Source organism: Streptomyces sp. SLBN-31 (genome assembly GCF_006715395.1).
Classification (GTDB): domain Bacteria; phylum Actinomycetota; class Actinomycetes; order Streptomycetales; family Streptomycetaceae; genus Streptomyces.
On sequence record NZ_VFNC01000001.1, the window covers coordinates 878348 to 897560 of the forward strand.

The 19213-nt window shown below is 69.9% G+C and carries 16 protein-coding genes; 7 read left to right on the forward strand and 9 right to left on the reverse strand.

The annotated features are described in order from the left end of the window. The first annotated feature begins 2 nt into the window (after positions 1 to 2). The gene (locus tag FBY22_RS04265) at positions 3 to 1703 is read left to right on the forward strand and encodes a methylmalonyl-CoA mutase (protein ID WP_142142555.1); all 1701 of its coding nucleotides are present in this window, start codon (positions 3 to 5) and stop codon (positions 1701 to 1703) included. 54 nt (positions 1704 to 1757) lie between these two features. On the opposite strand, the gene FBY22_RS04270 is transcribed toward FBY22_RS04265, so the two are convergent. Continuing rightward, entirely contained in the window at positions 1758 to 2372 is a 615-nt protein-coding gene (locus tag FBY22_RS04270; protein ID WP_142142556.1) for a TetR/AcrR family transcriptional regulator, read from the reverse strand. Between the two features lie 276 nt (positions 2373 to 2648). Here FBY22_RS04270 and FBY22_RS04275 point away from each other — a divergent pair, with 276 nt between their 5' ends. From FBY22_RS04275 to FBY22_RS04300, 4 genes are all read left to right on the forward strand, one after another. Then, positions 2649 to 3629, forward strand: coding sequence for a tetratricopeptide repeat protein (locus FBY22_RS04275; RefSeq protein ID WP_142142557.1), 981 nt, complete (start codon positions 2649 to 2651; stop codon positions 3627 to 3629). Positions 3630 to 4251: 622 nt separating this feature from the next. Next, the gene (locus FBY22_RS04290; protein WP_142142559.1) at positions 4252 to 4884 is read left to right on the forward strand and encodes a DUF6230 family protein; all 633 of its coding nucleotides are present in this window, start codon (positions 4252 to 4254) and stop codon (positions 4882 to 4884) included. Between the two features lie 143 nt (positions 4885 to 5027). After that, positions 5028 to 5588, forward strand: a complete 561-nt coding sequence (locus tag FBY22_RS04295; RefSeq protein ID WP_142142560.1) for a DUF6114 domain-containing protein — start codon at positions 5028 to 5030, stop codon at positions 5586 to 5588. Then, on the forward strand, positions 5578 to 6906 hold the full coding sequence (locus FBY22_RS04300; protein ID WP_142142561.1) for a hypothetical protein: 1329 nt from the start codon (positions 5578 to 5580) through the stop codon (positions 6904 to 6906). The genes FBY22_RS04295 and FBY22_RS04300 overlap by 11 nt, the downstream gene beginning before the upstream one ends. A 97-nt stretch (positions 6907 to 7003) precedes the next feature. Here FBY22_RS04300 and pyk read toward each other — a convergent pair whose 3' ends face one another. The 3 genes from pyk to pta all read right to left on the reverse strand — a co-directional run bounded on the left by pyk (position 7004) and on the right by pta (position 11841). Then, entirely contained in the window at positions 7004 to 8428 is a 1425-nt protein-coding gene (pyk, locus tag FBY22_RS04305) for a pyruvate kinase (RefSeq protein WP_142142562.1), read from the reverse strand. A 120-nt stretch (positions 8429 to 8548) separates the two neighbouring features. Beyond that, the gene (locus FBY22_RS04310) at positions 8549 to 9754 is read right to left on the reverse strand and encodes an acetate kinase (RefSeq protein ID WP_142142563.1); all 1206 of its coding nucleotides are present in this window, start codon (positions 9752 to 9754) and stop codon (positions 8549 to 8551) included. Then, positions 9751 to 11841, reverse strand: coding sequence for a phosphate acetyltransferase (gene pta, locus FBY22_RS04315; protein WP_142142564.1), 2091 nt, complete (start codon positions 11839 to 11841; stop codon positions 9751 to 9753). The genes FBY22_RS04310 and pta overlap by 4 nt, the downstream gene beginning before the upstream one ends. 289 nt (positions 11842 to 12130) lie before the next feature. Here pta and FBY22_RS04320 point away from each other — a divergent pair, with 289 nt between their 5' ends. Then, entirely contained in the window at positions 12131 to 13156 is a 1026-nt protein-coding gene (locus tag FBY22_RS04320) for an ATP-dependent 6-phosphofructokinase (RefSeq protein WP_142142565.1), read from the forward strand. Positions 13157 to 13289: 133 nt separating this feature from the next. Here the strand turns inward: FBY22_RS04320 and FBY22_RS04325 are convergent, their stop codons facing one another. The 5 genes from FBY22_RS04325 to FBY22_RS04345 all read right to left on the reverse strand — a co-directional run bounded on the left by FBY22_RS04325 (position 13290) and on the right by FBY22_RS04345 (position 18602). Beyond that, positions 13290 to 14042: a helix-turn-helix domain-containing protein gene (locus tag FBY22_RS04325; RefSeq protein ID WP_399210479.1), complete on the reverse strand. Its 753-nt coding sequence runs from the start codon at positions 14040 to 14042 to the stop codon at positions 13290 to 13292. Positions 14043 to 14395: 353 nt separating this feature from the next. Next, complete coding sequence (locus tag FBY22_RS04330; RefSeq protein WP_142142566.1) at positions 14396 to 15241, reverse strand: carbohydrate ABC transporter permease; 846 nt, start codon at positions 15239 to 15241, stop codon at positions 14396 to 14398. Between the two features lie 6 nt (positions 15242 to 15247). Further along, complete coding sequence (locus FBY22_RS04335; RefSeq protein WP_142142567.1) at positions 15248 to 16210, reverse strand: carbohydrate ABC transporter permease; 963 nt, start codon at positions 16208 to 16210, stop codon at positions 15248 to 15250. A 16-nt stretch (positions 16211 to 16226) separates the two neighbouring features. Further along, complete coding sequence (locus tag FBY22_RS04340; RefSeq protein ID WP_142142568.1) at positions 16227 to 17609, reverse strand: extracellular solute-binding protein; 1383 nt, start codon at positions 17607 to 17609, stop codon at positions 16227 to 16229. Between the two features lie 132 nt (positions 17610 to 17741). Further along, complete coding sequence (locus FBY22_RS04345; protein WP_260844706.1) at positions 17742 to 18602, reverse strand: 5'-methylthioadenosine/S-adenosylhomocysteine nucleosidase; 861 nt, start codon at positions 18600 to 18602, stop codon at positions 17742 to 17744. Positions 18603 to 18667: 65 nt separating this feature from the next. Here FBY22_RS04345 and FBY22_RS04350 point away from each other — a divergent pair, with 65 nt between their 5' ends. Continuing rightward, positions 18668 to 19201, forward strand: a complete 534-nt coding sequence (locus FBY22_RS04350) for a hypothetical protein (RefSeq protein WP_142142569.1) — start codon at positions 18668 to 18670, stop codon at positions 19199 to 19201. Positions 19202 to 19213 lie beyond the last annotated feature (12 nt).

The window sequence follows — 19213 nt, forward strand, 5'->3', positions numbered from 1 at the left end:
GTATGGACGCTGACGCCATCGAGAAAGGCCGCCGACGCTGGCAGGCCCGCTACGACGCCTCCCGCAAGCGGGAAGCCGACTTCACCACGCTCTCCGGCGATCCCGTGGAGCCGGTGTACGGGCCCCGACCAGGAGACGAATACGAGGGATTCGAGCGGATCGGCTGGCCGGGGGAGTACCCCTTCACCCGCGGGCTGTATCCGACCGGCTACCGCGGGCGGACCTGGACCATCCGCCAGTTCGCGGGGTTCGGCAACGCCGAGCAGACCAACGAGCGCTACAAGATGATCCTCGCCAACGGCGGCGGCGGTCTCTCCGTGGCCTTCGACATGCCGACCCTCATGGGGCGGGACTCCGACGACGCGCGCTCGCTCGGCGAGGTCGGCCACTGCGGCGTCGCCATCGACTCCGCCGCCGACATGGAGGTCCTGTTCAAGGGCATCCCGCTCGGCGACGTCACGACGTCCATGACGATCAGCGGGCCCGCCGTCCCCGTCTTCTGCATGTACCTGGTCGCCGCCGAGCGGCAGGGCGTGGACCCCGCCGTCCTCAACGGCACCCTCCAGACGGACATCTTCAAGGAGTACATCGCGCAGAAGGAGTGGCTCTTCCAGCCCGAGCCGCACCTGCGCCTCATCGGCGACCTGATGGAGTACTGCGCCGCCGGCATCCCCGCCTACAAGCCGCTGTCGGTCTCCGGGTACCACATCCGCGAGGCGGGGTCCACGGCCGCACAGGAGCTGGCCTACACGCTCGCCGACGGCTTCGGCTACGTCGAACTGGGTATCTCCCGCGGCCTGGACGTCGACGTCTTCGCGCCCGGCCTCTCCTTCTTCTTCGACGCGCACGTCGACTTCTTCGAGGAGATCGCCAAGTTCCGCGCGGCCCGCAGGATCTGGGCCCGGTGGATGCGGGACGTCTACGGAGCCCGGTCCGAGAAGGCCCAGTGGCTGCGCTTCCACACGCAGACCGCCGGCGTCTCCCTCACCGCCCAGCAGCCGTACAACAACGTGGTGCGTACGGCCGTGGAAGCGCTCGCGGCGGTGCTCGGCGGCACCAACTCGCTGCACACCAACGCCCTCGACGAGACCCTCGCCCTGCCCAGCGAGCAGGCCGCGGAGATCGCGCTGCGCACCCAGCAGGTGCTCATGGAGGAGACCGGGGTCGCCAACGTGGCCGACCCGCTGGGCGGTTCGTGGTTCGTGGAGCAGCTGACGGACCGGATCGAGGCGGACGCGGAGAAGATCTTCGAGCAGATCAAGGAGCGGGGCCTCAGAGCGCATCCGGACGGGCGGCACCCCATCGGGCCCATCACCTCCGGCATCCTGCGCGGGATCGAGGACGGCTGGTTCACCGGTGAGATCGCGGAGTCCGCGTTCCGCTACCAACAGGCCCTGGAGAAGGGGGACAAGAAGGTCGTCGGCGTCAACGTCCACACCGGGTCCGTCACCGGGGACCTGGAGATCCTGCGGGTCAGCCACGAGGTGGAGCGGGAACAGGTACGCGTGCTGGGTGACCGCAAGGCCGCCCGGGACGAGGCCGCCGTCCGGACGGCCCTCGACGCCATGCTCGCCGCCGCCCGCTCGGGCGCCAACATGATCGAGCCGATGCTGGACGCCGTACGCGCCGAGGCGACCCTGGGCGAGATCTGCGGGGTGCTGCGGGACGAGTGGGGGGTGTACACGGAGCCGGCCGGTTTCTAGGCTCCGCCGCCACACGCGCGGGTGCCGGGGGGCTCGCCCCTCGGCACCCCGGGCTCACGAGGTCAGCCCCACCAGCAGAATGCGGGTGAAGCCGCGCACCCACTCCTCGTCCGCCGCCTCGGCGCTCACCAGCGTCCGGTGGACCACCGCGCCCGCCACCACGTCGAAGATGAGGTCGACCGTGCGGGCCGCCTCCGCGGGGTCCGACTCCGCCGGCAGTTCGCCGCGCTGCTGGGCGCGCTCCCGGCCCTGAAGGACCAGCCGCTTCTGCGGCTCCACGATCGACGTGCGGATCCGTGCGCGCAGGGCGTCGTCGCGGGTCGACTCCGCGACCACCGCCATCAGGCCGCACGCCGCCTCAGGGCGGGCGAGGATCGCCGCGAACTGCAGGACGACGCCCTCGATGTCGGCGGCGAGGCTGCCGAGGTCGGGCAGCCGCAGCTCGTCGAAGAGTTCCGCCACCGCGTCGACGACCAGTTCGTTCTTGCCCGCCCAGCGCCGGTAGAGGGTCGTCTTCGCAACCCCGGCCCGCATCGCCACGTCTCCCAGGGTGAGCTTGGACCAGCCCAGCTCCACCAGCGCCTCCCGCGTGGCCGCCAGGATCGCGGCGTCCGCGGCAGCGCTGCGCGGGCGCCCCGTGGCACGGGGGGCGCGGCTGCGGCTCTGCATCCCAAGACCATAACCGGCGGTTCCCGTGACGCAGTGAGGGAGATCACCGGGGGGTGGTGTCCCGGAGGCACTCAGTGCCATTACGCTACGACTCGTAGCGAAAGCTCGCGCGGCTCGCGCGGGTGACGCACTTGAGTGACGACCACAGGCGTGGGGTGGGGACCCGGCGCCGAACCAGCACCACCACGCACCACGAAGACGCACGACGACCACGCATGATGACCGGCTTTCACCACGCTTTTCACGCGCGCGCACAGTACGGGGGAGGATAGACGCATGCAGCCACGGAACATGTCCATGAGCGGAGTCGTCGACCTCGCCGCGGTGAAGGCGGCCCAGGAGGCCAAGGAGAAGGCGGAGCAGGCGCGTGCCGAGGCCGCCCGGCAGGGCGGCGGCCCGGGAGCCGTCTCGCCGGCGGACCTGGTGATCGACGTCGACGAGGCCGGCTTCGAGCGCGATGTCCTGCAGCGCTCCGCCGAGGTGCCCGTCGTCATCGACTTCTGGGCCGAGTGGTGCCAGCCCTGCAAGCAGCTGAGCCCGGTCCTGGAGCGGCTCGCCGTCGAGTACAACGGCCGTTTCCTGCTCGCCAAGATCGACGTCGACGCCAACCAGATGCTGATGCAGCAGTTCGGCATCCAGGGGATCCCGGCCGTCTTCGCGGTCGTCGCGGGGCAGGCCCTGCCGCTCTTCCAGGGGGCCGCCGGCGAGGCGCAGATCCGCCAGACCCTCGACCAGCTGGTGCAGGTGGCCGAGCAGCGGTTCGGCCTGACCGGTCTCACGGTCGACCCCGACGCCGAGCCGGGCGGCGCCCGTCCCGAGCCCGAGGAGATGCCGGCGGGGCCGTACGACGCCCTGCTCGAGGCCGCCGTACAGGCCCTGGACTCGGGGGACTTCAGCGGTGCGGTCCAGGCGTACAAGAACGTGTTGAGCGACGACCCGGCCAACCCGGAGGCCAAACTCGGCCTCGCACAGGCCGAGTTGCTGCAGCGGGTGCAGGGTCTCGACCCGCAGGTCGTGCGCCGGGACGCGGCCGAGAAGCCGGCCGACGTGCGGGCGCAGATCGCCGCGGCGGACCTGGATCTCGTCGGCGGTCATGTGGAGGACGCCTTCGGGCGGCTCATCGAGACCGTCCGGCGCACGGTGGGTGACGACCGGGACGCGGTGCGTCTGCGACTGCTGGAGCTCTTCGAGGTCGTAGGGGCGGACGATCCTCGTGTGGCGACGGCCAGGCGGGCTCTGGCGCGAGCCCTGTTCTGACCAGTCGCTAAACGTCACCGCATGTGATGCCCGAGTGAAAGATTTGCCGACGTAGCTCCACTGCGGCCGCGCTTTACCAAATCTTGGTAATCGCGGCCGCTGTTACTTGGAGTAAGTTACGGGCTTTGATCTGTCGGGTTCTGTCCAACGATCAATAGTTTTGTTCCCACCCTCGAGTGCACCGTGCGTCGCCGCCCGAGACCTGTGGGTCGTCCTTCGGTTATCCGGCCGTTACTACCGAGTAACGAAGGCCCTTGTGCGGGCGGCGAGAATGCACCACGATCGGCCACGCTCGGTCCGTTCCCGTACCCCGACAGCCGGTTGGGTCGCGGGAGTTCCAGGGTCCCCACCGGGCAGAGCCAGCGCCAGGCGCGTCGGCTCTTGGGCAGGGGGGTCTTCACCCACTCGGTGAAGCCTGTCCAGCAAGGTTGTGCGTGATGCGTGTCAGGCGCGACCAGTGGTTGTCGCTCGGGGGTGATCGCCGGTGATCGGTGCGCGGTTCGCGCCTCCGAGACGGGCGCTCTCCTTCCCGAGGACGTAGCACTTCTCCCATCCCTGCCCGGACGAGCCGCCGACTGGAGGCAGCCGGGGCCAGGAGATGTACGTCCGAGAAGGAGGAAATATGGAGTCCCAGGTGCGTGGCGGGACCAGATGGAAGCGGTTCGCTGTGGTCATGGTGCCCAGCGTCGCCGCTACGGCCGCGATAGGTGTCGCCCTCGCGCAGGGCGCTCTCGCCGCGTCGTTCAGCGTCTCCGGCCAGCAGTTCAAGGTCACGGCCGACCAGCTGGAAGGCGACGGCTTCTCGCAGTACGGGGCCATCGACTCGGGGTACACCCTCGACGGCAAGAAGACGGCCCACCCGGTCGCGGTCTCGGCGTTCAAGTCCGCGTCCATCAAGGGCCTGTGCCAGTCGGTGGTCACGCCGAACGTCCCGATTTTCGGCAGCGTCAGCCTCATCCTGAAGGCGGGCGGCGGTGACAAGCCGGTCGAGGCCGACAACCTCTACATCGACCTCGACGACCTGTCGGCCGACGCGACGTTCACCAACATCGACATCGGTGTGGCCGCCGGGAACGCCAGCAAGGGCCCCGGCATCAAGAGCGGTGACGCCGCCAACCCGTATGGGTTCGCCCAGCAGGCCGAGCACGCCTCGCTGTCCGGCGTGAAGCAGACGGCGTGGGCGACCACCGCCGGAACCTTCAAGCTCAGCGGGCTGAAGATGTCCGTGCAGACGGGTACGCACGAGTGCTACTGAGCACTCTGTGACGGGCGGGGGAGCCGATGGCGCCCCCGCCCGTCCACCTTCCCGCACCTTCTTCACACGCATCACACTCACCACCACAGCGTCACCACACAGCACGATCACCACAGCAACGCCGCACCAGGGAGCTGTTTTCCATGAGCGCCGAGACTCCTGCCGCACCCGTCGGCCAGTTCAGCCGCCGGAGGCTGCAGTTCCGCGCCTGGCGGGGTACGAGGCCGTTCTGGGCCGGACTGTTCGTCCTGCTCGCCGGCTTTCCGATCATGTACTTCCCGTACGCGCATCTCCAGGTCGGTCACCTGACGTTGGCGATGGCCACCACCGGCGGAGCCGGTTCCCTGATCATCGGCGTGCTGCTCGTCGTCCTCGGCGTCAGCCTCTGGTTCCAGAAGCACGTACGGGTCTTCGCGGGCGTCGCCGCGATCCTGCTGGGCCTGGTGTCCATCCCGGTGTCCAATCTCGGCGGGTTCCTGATGGGGTTCCTGCTGTCGCTGGTGGGCGGGGCCATGGCCATCGCCTGGGCGCCGGGCGCGGAGCCCGGCGAGCAGCCGGCCCAGGAGGACACCACCGGGACGGGCGGTGCGCCGCAGGCCACCGACCCCGACACCGCCATCCTCAAGCCCGTGGTGGGCGAGCCGAACGATCTGTCAGGAACGAGCCCGGCCAACGGGGCGAACGGGAGGCACAGTGCCGGCTGACGAGGTGACCCACGGGGCTGATGTGGACGAGTCCCGTGTGAGAACCGGGCCGCGCCACGCGGCACCCAAGAAGCCGCTGTTCACCCGGTTCCACATGCCGGCCGGCAAGGCGATAGCCATGGCGGCGATGCCGACCGCCGTCCTCATGGGCATGGGCTTCACGTCCTCGCTCGCCCTCGCGGACAGTGGTGGCTCGACGCCGACAGCGAAGAGCCTGACCGCCGACGAGTACAAGAACTGCGTTGCCGCGCTGGACGGTTCCTCGGCCTCGCCGTCGCCGTCCGCCTCGGCGAGCTCCAGCGACTCGGCCGATACCGCGACGCCCTCGCCGTCGTCCTCCGCCGGCACGTCGAAGGACTCCTCCGCAACGGGCACGGACTCGGGCACGGCCTCTTCGTCGGATTCAGGTTCCGACGACAAGGCCTCGCCCAGCCCGTCCGCGACGGACAGCGGGAGCAAGGACACGTCCGGCGGCGCCACCGCCACGCCGACCCCCTCGGCGTCCGCGAGCGGCGACAGCGGCGGCGGTCTGCTGGGCGACCTCGGCGACGCGATCACCGGGATCTTCACCGGCGGCTCCGACTCCTCGTCGAGCGCGAGCCCGTCGCCGTCCCCCTCCGCGTCCTCCTCGTCGAGCGACACGTCCAAGGACTCCTCGACGTCGAGCGCGTCCGACACCGTGAAGGACACGACCAAGAAGGTCACCGACACGGTCAAGAAGACGACCGACACGGCCACCGGCACGGCCCAGGACGTCACCAAGTCGGTCGAGAAGGCAGCCGAGACGGCCACCTCCTCGCCGAGCCCGTCGGCGAGCTCCAGCACCGACGCGCAGAACTGCCCCGCCGCCACCGAGGACGTCAGCGGTGTCGACAACAAGGTGGCGGTGGCGGACGACCCCTGGTACCTCAGCGCCAGTTCGCTGCTGCTGAAGGGGGCCGACTACCAGGGCGTCGTCGAGGTGAAGACGGCCAACGGCACCAAGAAGAAGGTGCTGAAGTACGTCATATCGAACGGCACGGACATCGGCGACCTGAACCAGACGGTCAAGGACAAGCAGCAGAACAAGACGTACCACGTGGAAGCCGGGAAGGGGACGACGTCCACCATCCGTGACGGCGACACCACGATGTACACGGAGTCCATCTCCGGGAACCTGTTCGGGCTGATCCCGATCACGTTCAGCCCCGACAACCCGCCGCCGCTGAACATCCCGTTGATCTACTTCACCAACGTCAAGGTCGTCCAGGCCGCCCAGTTCGGTGGCACGCTGCACGTGCCGGGCATGCACCTGTACACGACCGACGGAATCGGCTGAGCGCCGCCACAGGCCCGTTCGGGAGCCGCAAGGACTGAGGGCGCCCCCCGCTGCCGGGGGGCGCCCTCAGCGCCGTACAACCGCCTTCGCGGGCCTGTCAGTTGCCGCCGCCGACGTGGTGGACGCGGAGCATGTTGGTGGTGCCGGGGACCCCGGGGGGCGAGCCGGCGGTGATGATGATGGTGTCGCCCGCCGAGAAGCGGTTGATCTTGGCGATCTCCTGGTCGACCATGTCGACCATCTCGTCCGTGGTGTCCACGAAGGGCACCACGTGCGACTCCACGCCCCAGCTCAGCGTGAGCTGGTTGCGGGTGTCCTCGTCGGTGGTGAAGGCGATGATCGGCTGCTGCGCGCGGTAGCGCGACAGCCGGCGGGCGGTGTCGCCGGACTGGGTGAAGGCCACCAGGCCCTTGGCGCCGAGGAAGTCCGCGATCTCGCACGCGGCGCGGGCGACGGAACCGCCCTGCGTACGCGGCTTCTTGCCGGGCACCAGCGGCTGCAGGCCCTTGCTCAGCAGTTCCTCCTCGGCCGCGGTGACGATCTTCGACATCGTCTTGACGGTCTCGACCGGGTAGGCGCCGACGGAGGACTCGGCGGAGAGCATGACCGCGTCCGCGCCGTCCAGGATCGCGTTGGCGACGTCGGAGGCCTCGGCGCGCGTGGGACGGGAGTTGGTGATCATCGACTCCATCATCTGGGTCGCCACGATCACCGGCTTGGCGTTGCGGCGGCACAGCTCGATGAGGCGCTTCTGCACCATGGGGACCTTCTCGAGCGGGTACTCGACGGCCAGGTCACCGCGGGCCACCATGACGGCGTCGAACGCCATCACGACGTCCTCCATGTTGTCCACCGCCTGCGGCTTCTCCACCTTGGCGATGACCGGGACCCGGCGGCCCTCCTCGTCCATCACCTTGTGGACGTCGGCCACGTCCCTGGCGTCGCGGACGAAGGACAGCGCGACCATGTCGCAGCCCATGCGGAGCGCGAAGCGCAGGTCCTCGACGTCCTTCTCGGACAGCGCGGGCACGTTGACGGCCGCGCCGGGCAGGTTGATGCCCTTGTGGTCGGAGACGACGCCGCCCTCGATGACGATCGTCTTCACCCGCGGGCCGTCGACGTCCAGGACCTTCAGCTCGACGTTGCCGTCGTTGATCAGGATCTGGTCGCCGCGGTCGACGTCACCGGGCAGGCCCTTGTAGGTCGTACCGCAGATGGTCTTGTCACCCGGGACGTCCTCGACGGTGATGACGAACTCGTCACCCCGCTCCAGCTCGACCGGACCCTCGGCGAAGGTCTCCAGGCGGATCTTCGGGCCCTGCAGGTCGGCGAGGACACCGACGGGCCGGCCCGTCTCCTTCGACGCGGCACGGACGCGGTCGTACCGCGCCTGGTGCTCGGCGTGGGTGCCGTGGCTGAAGTTGAACCGGGCCACGTTCATTCCGGCCTCGATCATCGAGACCAGCATTTCGTGGGAGTCGACCGCGGGGCCGAGAGTACAGACGATTTTCGAACGGCGCATGGGGTGGATCCTATCGGTTTGTTTCGCCGCGGAATATTCCGTCTGGCGGAAGATACAAATGGGCGGGCCGGCGCTCAGTTGCTTTGTTACCGCTCAGTTGTCACACGGCGGAGCCGCATATCAATACCGACCGACCAGGGCGTAGGTCTGCGTCGCGATTTCCAGTTCTTCGTCGGTGGGCACCACCGCGACCTTCACCCGCGCGTCGGCGGGCGAGATCAGCCGCGGCTCGTCGCCGCGTACGGCGTTCAGCGCGCCGTCCACCGCGAGACCCAGGGTCTCCAGGCCCGCGACGGCCGCCTCGCGCACCGCTGCCGCGTTCTCGCCGACGCCCGCCGTGAACGCGATCGCGTCCACCGTACCCAGCACGGCGTAATAGGCGCCGATGTACTTCTTCAGGCGATGAATGTAGATGTCGAAGGCGAGCTTCGCCTCCTCGTCGCCCTCGTCGACCCGGCGTCGTATCTCCCGCATGTCGTTGTCGCCGCACAGGCCGACCAGCCCGCTCTTCTTGTTGAGAAGAGCGTCGATTTCGTCGATGGACATTCCGCCAACACGCGCCAAATGGAAGATGACAGCCGGATCCATGTCTCCCGAGCGCGTACCCATCACGAGCCCCTCCAAAGGCGTCAGTCCCATGGAGGTGTCCACGCACCGGCCGCCGCGCACCGCGGACGCGGAGGCGCCGTTGCCCAGGTGCAGCACGATCACGTTCACGTCCTCGGGCGCCTTCCCCAGCAGCTTCGCCGTCGCCCGCGAGACGTACGCGTGCGAGGTGCCGTGGAAGCCGTAGCGGCGCACGCGGTGCTCGTCGGCGGTGCGCACGTCGATCGCGTAGCGGGCCGCGGACTCCGGCATCGTGGTGTGGAAGGCGGTGTCGAAGACGGCGACCTGGGGCAGGTCGGGCCGCAGGGCCTGCGCGGTGCGGATGCCGGTGAGGTTGGCGGGGTTGTGCAGCGGGGCCACCGGGATCAGCCGCTCGATCTCGGCGAGCACGGCGTCGTCGATGACGGTCGGCTCCGTGAACGTCTTCCCGCCGTGCACCACCCGGTGGCCGATGGCGGCGAGCTCGCGGGAGTCCAGCCCGAGCCCGTCCTTGGCCAGCTCCTCCGACACCGCCTTCAGGGCGGCGTCGTGGTCGGCGATCGGCCCGCTCCACTCACGGGTGTCGTCGGCGCCGACGTGCGTGTGCCGGATCCGCGAGGACTGCTCGCCGATGCGCTCGACGAGCCCCATGGCCAGCCGGGTGCTGTCCCGCATGTCGAGGAGCTGGTACTTCACCGACGAGGAGCCGGAGTTGAGGACGAGGACGCGGGACGCGCTCACTGGACGGTCGCCTTCTGTGTCGGGGTCTGGGCCTGGATGGCGGTGATGGCCACGGTGTTGACGATGTCCGAGACCAACGCGCCCCGGGACAGGTCGTTGACCGGCTTGTTCAGGCCCTGCAGCACCGGGCCGACCGCGATCGCGCCGGCCGAACGCTGCACCGCCTTGTAGGTGTTGTTGCCCGTGTTGAGGTCGGGGAAGATCAGCACTGTCGCCTGCCCGGCCACGTCCGACTCCGGCAGCTTGGTCGCCGCGACGGTCGGCTCCACGGCGGCGTCGTACTGGATCGGCCCCTCGATCTTCAGGTCGGGCCGCCGCTGCCGCACCAGCTCCGTCGCCTCCCGCACCTTGTCGACGTCGGCCCCGTACCCGGAGGTGCCGGTCGAGTACGACAGCATCGCGATCCGCGGCTCCACGCCGAACTGCTCGGCGGTGGTGGCCGCCTGGATGGCGATGTCGGCGAGCTGCCGGGCGTCCGGGTCGGGGTTCACCGCGCAGTCGCCGTAGACCAGCACCTTGTCGGCGAGGCACATGAAGAACACCGACGAGACGATGTCGGCGCCCGGCCTGGTCTTGATGATCTCGAAGGCGGGCCGGATGGTCGCCGCCGTGGAGTGCACGGATCCCGAGACCATGCCGTCGGCCAGCCCCTCCTGGACCATCAGCGTGCCGAAGTAGTTCGCGTCGCTGACCACGTCGTAGGCCAGCTCCACCGTGACGCCCTTGTGGGCGCGGAAGTCGGCGTACTTCTCGGCGAAGGAGTCGCGCAGCTCGCTGCGGGCCGGGTCGATCAGCTGCGAGTCGCCCAGGTCGATGCCGAGGTCGGCGGCCTTCTTGCGGATCTGGTCGACCGGGCCGAGCAGGGTGAGGTCGCAGATGCCGCGGCGCAGCAGCACCTCGGCGGCGTGCAGGATGCGCTCCTCGGTGCCCTCGGGCAGGACGACCCGGCGCTTGTCGGCGCGGGCCTGTTCGAGCAGCTTGTGCTCGAACATCATCGGGGTGAGGCGGTCGCTGCTGGGGGCGGAGACGCGCCGGATGAGGTCGGTGGTGTCGACGTGCCGCTCGAAGAGCCCGAGCGCGGTCTCGGCCTTGCGCGGCGTGGCCGCGTTCAACTTGCCTTCCAGGGCGAAGAGTTGCTCGGCCGTCGGGAAGCTCATGCCGGGCACGGAGAGCACCGGGGTGCCGGGCGCCAGGCGGGCGGCGAGGGTGAGGACGTTCTCGTCGGGCGCCTCGCCCAGGGTGAGCAGCACGCCGGCTATCGGCGGGGTGCCGGCGCTGTGCGCGGCCAGTGAGCCGACGACCAGGTCGGCGCGGTCGCCCGGGGTGACGACCAGGCAGCCGGGGGTCAGGGCGCTGAGGAACTTCGGCAGCATGGCGCCGCCGAAGACGAAGTCGAGCGCGTCCCGGGCCAGCCCCGAGTCGTCGCCCAGCACGACCTTCGCGCCCAGCGCCTGGGCGATCTGGGAGACGGTCGGCGCGGACAGGGCGGGCTCGTCGGGCAGGACGTAACAGGGCACGGGCAGCCGCGAGTCCAGCTTCCCCGCGATCTCGTCCCGGTCCTCCCGGGCCACCCGGTTCGCCACCATGGCGAGCACGTCGCAGCCCAGGCCGTCGTACGCCCGGTAGGCGTTGCGGGTCTCGGCGAGCACGGACTCGCAGGTCTGCTTGCGGCCGCCCACCACCGGGATGACCGAGGCGCCGAACTCGTTGGCGAGGCGGGCGTTGAGGGACAGCTCGTCGGGAAGCTGGGTGTCGGCGAAGTCGGTGCCGAGGACGAGGACGACGTCGAAGTCGCGGGCCACGGCGTGGAACCGGTCGACGAGGACGGACACCAGCTCGTCGGTGCCCCGCTCGGCCTGGAGCGCGGAGGCCTCGTGGTAGTCCATGCCGTAGACGGTCCCCGGGTCCTGGGAGAGCCGGTAGCGGGCGCGCAGCAGCTCGAACAGCCGGTCGGGGCTGTGGTGGACCAGCGGCCGGAACACCCCCACCCGGTCGACCTGCCGGGTCAGGAGCTCCATGACCCCCAGCTCGACGACCTGGCGGCCGTCGCCGCGGTCGATACCGGTCACGTACACGCTGCGCGTCACGCGTGCTCTCCGTTTCGTCGCTCGTCCGTCGCTGTTCGGCCCGAGTCCATACCGGTCATATGGGAGCTCGTGAAAATCGCCCACCGAGGTGAGCGGAACCTACTTGACAATACCCCCGGGGCTGGATAAGGCGCCCGTCAGCATTCGTCCCCCATGTCAGGACCTGTGGCGGGGGTCGCACCGGGACCCATGGCCCTGTGCCGGACAAGGGGGGATCGGTGACCGTCTCCGGACATGAAACAATCGGACTGGCTCACCGGTATCAACAGCGAGCAGGAGACACAGCACGATGCGCATCGGGGTTCTCACCGCAGGCGGCGACTGCCCAGGCCTGAACGCCGTGATCCGATCGGTCGTGCACCGAGCGGTCGACAACTACGGCGACGAGGTCATCGGCTTCGAGGACGGCTATGCCGGCCTGCTCGACGGCCGCTACCGCAGTCTCGACCTCAACGCGGTCAGCGGCATCCTGGCCCGCGGCGGCACGATCCTGGGCTCGTCGCGCCTGGAGCGGGACCGCCTGCGCGAGGCCTGCGAGCGGGCCGAGGACATGGTCGAGGCATTCGGCATAGACGCGCTCATCCCGATCGGCGGCGAGGGCACGCTGACGGCGGCCCGGATGCTGTCCGACGCCGGTCTGCCGGTGGTCGGTGTGCCGAAGACCATCGACAACGACATCTCCTCCACGGACCGCACCTTCGGCTTCGACACCGCGGTCGGCGTCGCCACCGAGGCGATGGACCGCCTGAAGACGACCGCTGAGTCCCACCAGCGGGTGATGGTCGTCGAGGTCATGGGCCGCCACGCGGGCTGGATCGCCCTGGAGTCCGGCATGGCCGCCGGTGCGCACGGCATCTGCCTGCCCGAGCGTCCCTTCGACCCGGCGGACCTGGCCGAGATGGTCGAGGAGCGCTTCTCGCGCGGCAAGAAGTTCGCGGTCGTGTGCGTGGCCGAGGGCGCCCATCCCGTCGAGGGCAGCATGGACTACGGCAAGGGCGAGATCGACAAGTTCGGCCACGAGCGCTTCCAGGGCATCGGTACGGCACTCGCGTACGACCTGGAGCGCCGCCTCGGCAAGGAGGCCAAGCCGGTCATCCTCGGCCACGTCCAGCGCGGCGGCGTACCGACGGCGTACGACCGCGTGCTCGCCACGCGCTTCGGCTGGCACGCGGTGGAAGCGGCGCACCGGGGTGAGTTCGGCAACATGACCTCGCTGAAGGGCACCGACATCGTGATGGTGCCGCTGGCGCAGGCGGTGACCGAGCTGAAGACGGTGCCCAAGGACCGCATGGACGAGGCGGAGTCGGTGTTCTAGGGCCCGCAAAGCGGACTTGGTGGGGGCCGCTGCGGTTCGGTCGCGCCCTGAAGGGGCGCGACCGAACCGCGCGACCAGCCACGACGGACCCGCGGGTGCCCGACGGCCCAGTCCCGCACATCCAGCGGAGCGCTCAGCGGGTGTTGTCCTGCACGGCGCCCCAGAAATGGTCGACGATCCGGTCCAGGAGGTCCCGTCCCGCCCGGCCGGCGTCGCTCGCCGCGCTTCCGTCGCCCCAGCTCAGTGAGGCGACCATCTGCCCCTGGTAGTCCTGGTGCAGCTCCTGGAGGGTGTCCTCCAGGAGGCGCCGGTCCAGCGGCACCATCCTGGCGACCGGGCGGACGTAGGCCTGCCAGCGTGTGGTCACCGCGCCGCGCAGGGCGTCGGCGAGCTTCGGCTCGCGTCCCGTGACGGTGACGAAGTCCGGCAGCGACAGATCGAGCAGGTCGGCGAGGGCGGCCGACTGACGGTCGCTGCCGCGCCAGGTGTTGTGCTCCTCCATGTGCAGGTAGGCGAGGAGTTCCAGGCCGACGCCGCGGGCCACGTCCTCGGGGGCGAGGCCGCGGGCCAGGCGGTGTTCGCGCAGGGTGCGCGGCCTGCCGATGAGTTCGGCGGGGGAGCACCACAGCACACCCGCGAGCGCGGCCAGTTCGGGGTTGGTGGGGGAGACGACCCCGCGTTCCCAGGCGATCACGAGATCGGGGGTGACATAGGGGAGCCCGTACGAGGAGCACAGTCCGTAGGCGACGTGCTCCGGGCCCATGTTGAGCGCCGTGCGCAGCCGGCGGGCGGCGGTGGAGTCGAAGGGCGGGGCCGGCTGGGGCGGCCGGGTGGGGTGGATAGGGCGGTTGGGGTGGGGGTCCGGGTGGTGTGAGGGATGGCGCACGGGCACAACGTAGGGCCCCCGGGGTGCAGTGACTACGGTCTGTTCGGCCAGGATCACGGATTGTAGGAACGTACGGCTCGGGGGTGTCCGGGAGCGTTCCGGAGATCATCCTGCACCGGACCGGACGCGGCGGCGAGGACGGCGGGCCGCGGGCGCGCGTCACGGACGGTGAGGTCGATCTTCGCGCGCGAGGCGAATGGCAAGGTAGAGGGGCATATTCGCGGACCTGTGCGCGCGCCGGGTCCCGGGCGCGACCGCACAGCCGGCCCGGACGGCATTCCGCGGGTGCCGTCCGTGCGGGCGGGCCTCGAAGAGGGGTTCGCACGGTCGGCCCGCCGGCGGGTGGCGTGAAGTCACCCCTTCACCGCCCCGCCCAGTGCGAACCCCCCGCCCAGCCGCCGGGCGATGAGCACGTACAGCAGGATCACCGGCGTCGAGTAGACGATCGAGAACGCCGCGAGCTGTCCGTACGCCACCATTCCCCGGTTGCCGAAGAACTCGTTGATGCTCACGCTCGCCGGGATCTGGTCCGGTGTCAGCAGCAGCATGAACGGGACGAAGAAGTTCCCCCACATCATCACGAAGGAGAACACCGTCACCACCGCCACTCCGGGCCCCATCAGCGGCAGGACGATGCGGACGAGGGACTGCAGCGACGACGCCCCGTCCGTCCATGCCGCCTCCTCCAGCTCCTTGGGCACCCCGTCCATGAAGTTCTTCATCAGCCAGATGGCGAACGGGAGTTGGGAGGCGGCGAAGAACAGGATCGTGCCCTGCATGGTGTCGATCAGGTTCACCTGGACGAACAGCGCGTAGACGGGGACCATGACCGCGGTGATCGGCAGACTCGTCGCGAACAGGATCGTGAGGAGGAAGGGCCGGTTCAGGCGGGAGCGGAAGCGGGACAGCGGGTAGGCCGCGAGCGCCGCGCACACCACCGTCAGCAGGGTTCCTCCGCCGCACAGGATCAGGCTGTTGAGGAGCGGGGTGAAGGTGATGTCCTGCTTCAGGATCGCGTCGAAGTTGGCCAGGGTGAGGCCGTCGGGCGCTTTCACCCTGAGGTCCGCGTGCGGGTCCACCGAGGACAGCAGGACCCAGGCCAGCGGGAGCGAGAAGGCGGCGGCGACCGCCAGCAGGCCCGCGTCGGCGGCCAGCCGGCGGCTGCGGCGGCGGGCGGCGAGGGTGACAGTGGGGGCCATGGGGGATCAGACCTCCGTCCGCAGCAGGCGCAGATAGACCAGTGAGAACAGCGAGCCGACCACGAGCAGGAGCAGGGCGACCGCCGTGGCGTAGCCGATCATGCTGTTCTGGAAGGCCTGTTCGTACATGTACAGGGGCAGGGTCTGGCTCTTGTTGCCGGGGCCGCCGCGCGTCATCACCCAGATCAGACCGAACACGGACAGGGTCTGCAGGGTGTTGAGCATGAGGTTGGTACCGATGGAGCGGCGGATCATGGGCAGCGTGATGTGCCACAGCCGGCGCCAGCCGCCCGCGCCGTCGACCTCCGCCGCCTCCGTGATCTCGCTGGGGATCTCGTTCAGCGCGGCCGAGTAGACCAGCATCGAGAAGGCCGTGCCCCGCCAGACGTTGGCGAACGACACCGCCAGGATCGGCAGGGTGAACAGCCAGTTCTGGGAGGGCAGATGGAGCCACCGCAGGATGGCGTCCAGGGTGCCCTCGCGACGGAAGAACGCGTACAGCAGGAACCCCGCGACCACCTCCGGCAGGACCCACGCCGTGATGACGACCCCGCCCGTGAGCGTGCGCACCGGCTTCGAGGCGCGCTGCATCAGGGCGGCCAGGGCCAGGCCCAGCGTGTTCTGGCCGAGCAGGGACGACACGACGGTGAAGACGAGGGTCAGCCATACGGCGTTCAGGAACTCGTCGTCGGCGAAGGCCTTGCGGAAGTTCGCCAGACCCACGAAGGAGGAGTGGGCCTGGCCGGTGAGCTGGAGGTCGGTGAAGGCGATGTAGGCGCAGTAGGCGATCGGGCCGGCGAGGAAGAGCAGCAGCAGGACCAGGGCGGGGGAGACGGGCAGTGCCCGGAGCAGGGCGCGGCGGACGCCCGCGCCGGGCGTGCGGCGACCGGACGACGGGCCCGGGGGGACGGAACCGGTGGTCTCGGGGCCGCCGTCGGCCGTCTTCGGGTGCGGGAGTGCGGCGGTCATCGGCGGGGGCCGCCGTTCACTTCCGCACGACCTGGTCGTCGGTGGCGTCCTTGAGCGCGTCGTCGTAGCCGCTCGCCGCCTCGTCGACGGACGTGTCACCCGTCGTGACGCCCTCCATCGCCTCCTGGATGGCGGTGGAGACCTTCGGGTACGCGGGGTAGGCGGGCCGGTAGTGGGTGCTGGCCACCAGGTCCGTGAAGAACTTGATGCCGGGCTGTGCCCTGGCGTACGCCGGGTCGCTCGCGACGTCCTTGCGTACCGCGATGCCGGAGTTGGCGACGTACCACTTCTCGGCGTTCGCCTTGGTCTGCATGGTCCTGATGAAGTCGAAGGCCAGGTCGGGGTTGCCGGCCTTGGCGGGGACCGCCCAGGTCCAGCCGCCGGACATGCTCACCTTGCCGGGTGCCTGCCCGTGCTGGGTGGGCATGGGCGCCAGCCCCAACTCGCTGGACCACTCGTGCCATTCGTGCCCGCTGCCCTTCAGCCAGGCCTGCGGCAGCCACGACCCGTCGAGGGCGATGCCCAGCTTGCCCTTGGGCAGGAGGTCGCCGGCCACGATGGTCTGGATGTTGGGGTCGAGGGCTGTGGAGACGTCGGGCCCGAGCTTCTCCCGGTACACGGTGTGCACGAACGACAGCGCGTCCCTGAACCCCTGGCTCCCCGCGATCCACTTCTTCGACGCCCGGTCGTACAGCGGGTCGGAGGTGCCGTCGCCGGTGCCGTAGAGCAGCATCTCGAAGGTCTGCATCGTCGCCGCCTCACCGGCGGGCTTGCCGGTGTAGACGTTGATCGGGGTGACGCCGGGGACCTTCTTCTTGATGGCGCGGGCGGCGGAGAGGACGTCGTCCCAGCTCTTCGGCTGCCAGGTGGCGGGCAGCCCCGCCTTTTTGAAGATCCCCTTGTCGAACCACAGGCCCCGGGTGTCGGTGCCGTCCGGGACGCCGTACGTCCTGCCGTCCTCGCCCTTGGCGGCGTTCTTCGCGGTGTCGATGAACTGCTTCCAGTCGGGCCACTTGGCGAGGTAGGGGTCGAGCGGCTTCAGGTACCCGCTGGTGATGTCGGAGTTGATGAGGAACGTGTCCTCGTAGACCAGGTCGGGCGCCGTCTTGGGGGAGCGGAGCATCTGCTGGACCTTGGTGTAGTACTCCGAGTCCGGGGCCTTGATCGGGATCAGCTCGACCTTCTTGCCCGGGTACTTCTTCTCGAACTGCTTCTTGATGTCGGCGAGATAGCCGTCCATCACCTTGATGGAGTTGTCCGTGGACTGCTTGAAGGAGACCTTCACGGTGTCCGGGCTGCTGCCGGAGCCGCTGCCGCAGGCCGTGAGGGCGGTCGCGGCAAGGGCGGTGGTGAGGAGGACGGGGAGGAGGGGGAAGGCGGCGGTGGGGCGCACGGGCATGACCTCCTGCGGCTGCACTTCGTCGTGGCGCGGGATGACTGCCCGGTGAACGTAAGTGGAGTGGTCTAGTCAGGTCAATGCGTGTGCGCGAGATCGGCACGGCCGGGGTCGTGTGCCGCTCGCAACCCCGAACTACCGCTCGCCGCCCGGGCGTTCCACCCGCTTGGCGACGAACGGGCCGTTGAAGGTGCTGCCACGGAAGTCGAGGTGATCCCCTCCGTACGTCGCCGTCGGGCGGGCCCCCTCTCCGGCGTCCGGCCCTCCACGGCCCGCTGCCGCCGTCCGTGACGGGCGCAGTTCCCGCAGCACCGCCACCGCCGCCCCGGCCGCGTTCGCCGCCGCCCTCGGCTGCGAACCTCCCTCGTCGGCATGCGACTTGCCCTCGTCGGCCCGGTCGCTGATCCCCCGGATCACCAGCGCGTCCCCGCCCGCCAGGTGTACGGCGCTCGCCACGCCCGCCCCCTCCATCTCGACGGCGGCCGCGTCGCCGTAGTGCGCCTTCAGCTGCGCCGCCAAGGCCGAGCGGGCCGACGCCAGTACGACGTCGCCCGCCGCGATCGGCTTCAGGTGGGCCCGCGGGTCGTCCCGCAGCGCCTCCCGCGCCGCCTGCTCCAGACGGTGCGAGGCCCGCCACGCCTCGGGCCGGACCAGGAAACCGTCCGGGGTCTCCTTGCCGCCGTGGATGCCGTACACCTTGGTCGCGACGACCACGTCGCCCACCTCGATGTCGCTCTTGAGGGCGCCGGCGATCCCGACGAACAGCACCGCCTCCGGGTCCAGCCACGACACGACCCGTTCCGTCAGCGCCGCGGCCGTCAGGTTCCCCTCGCCCAGCTCCACCAGGGCCACCTCCCACGGGGTGCCCGGCAGGCGGCCCACCGAGGCGGCCGTCCCCCTCGGGTGCCGGACCCTGCGGATGTCCGTCAGGTGCTCCCGTACCGCCGTGAACTCCAGCGACAAGGCGGTCAGCACCGCCGCAGTGGGTTGCGTCACTCCCTTAAGGTACTTCCAAGTGACCTGCACAGACGTCGTGTTGGCGCGGACCCGGGGGAGACGACATGCCCGAGCGAGAGGTCACCACGGCCCAGCTGCTTCTCGCCGAGTACCAGACTCTCAAGGACGAGCAGAAGACCCGTATCGGCTTCCGCGACAACCTCCTCTACGTCACCCTCACCATCGTCGCCGCCGTCATCGCCGCTGCCGCCCAGGCCAAGCAGTCCGCCATGCTGCTCGCGCTGCCGCCCGTCACCGTCGTCCTCGGCTGGACGTACCTCGTCAACGACGACAAGATCTCCGCGATCGGCACCTACGTGCGCGAGGACCTGGGGCCGCGGCTGGCCGAACTCGCCCGGACCGAGCGGGCCTTCGGGTGGGAGACGGGCCACCGCGGCGACCCCCGCCGCCGCTCGCGCAAGATCATCCAGAGTGTGATCGACCTGCTGGCCTTCTGCGCGGTTCCCCTGGCCGGCCTCACCGTCTACTGGGCCGCCGGCCAGACCACCCCCGGCCTGCTCGCACTGTCCCTGTTCGAGGCGCTCACCGTCGTCGTCCTGGGCTCCCAGATCCTGCTGTACGCCTGGCCGTTCGCCTGACAGCCGTAGGGC

Coding starts and splice junctions, on each gene's coding strand:
- FBY22_RS04265 (WP_142142555.1), top strand. CDS start 3: ATGGACGCTGACGCCATCGAGAAAGGCCGCCGACGCTGGCAGGCCCGC.
- FBY22_RS04270 (WP_142142556.1), bottom strand. CDS start 2,372: ATGCAGAGCCGCAGCCGCGCCCCCCGTGCCACGGGGCGCCCGCGCAGC.
- FBY22_RS04275 (WP_142142557.1), top strand. CDS start 2,649: ATGCAGCCACGGAACATGTCCATGAGCGGAGTCGTCGACCTCGCCGCG.
- FBY22_RS04290 (WP_142142559.1), top strand. CDS start 4,252: ATGGAGTCCCAGGTGCGTGGCGGGACCAGATGGAAGCGGTTCGCTGTG.
- FBY22_RS04295 (WP_142142560.1), top strand. CDS start 5,028: ATGAGCGCCGAGACTCCTGCCGCACCCGTCGGCCAGTTCAGCCGCCGG.
- pyk (WP_142142562.1), bottom strand. CDS start 8,428: ATGCGCCGTTCGAAAATCGTCTGTACTCTCGGCCCCGCGGTCGACTCC.
- FBY22_RS04320 (WP_142142565.1), top strand. CDS start 12,131: ATGCGCATCGGGGTTCTCACCGCAGGCGGCGACTGCCCAGGCCTGAAC.
- FBY22_RS04330 (WP_142142566.1), bottom strand. CDS start 15,241: ATGGCCCCCACTGTCACCCTCGCCGCCCGCCGCCGCAGCCGCCGGCTG.
- FBY22_RS04335 (WP_142142567.1), bottom strand. CDS start 16,210: ATGACCGCCGCACTCCCGCACCCGAAGACGGCCGACGGCGGCCCCGAG.
- FBY22_RS04340 (WP_142142568.1), bottom strand. CDS start 17,609: ATGCCCGTGCGCCCCACCGCCGCCTTCCCCCTCCTCCCCGTCCTCCTC.
- FBY22_RS04350 (WP_142142569.1), top strand. CDS start 18,668: ATGCCCGAGCGAGAGGTCACCACGGCCCAGCTGCTTCTCGCCGAGTAC.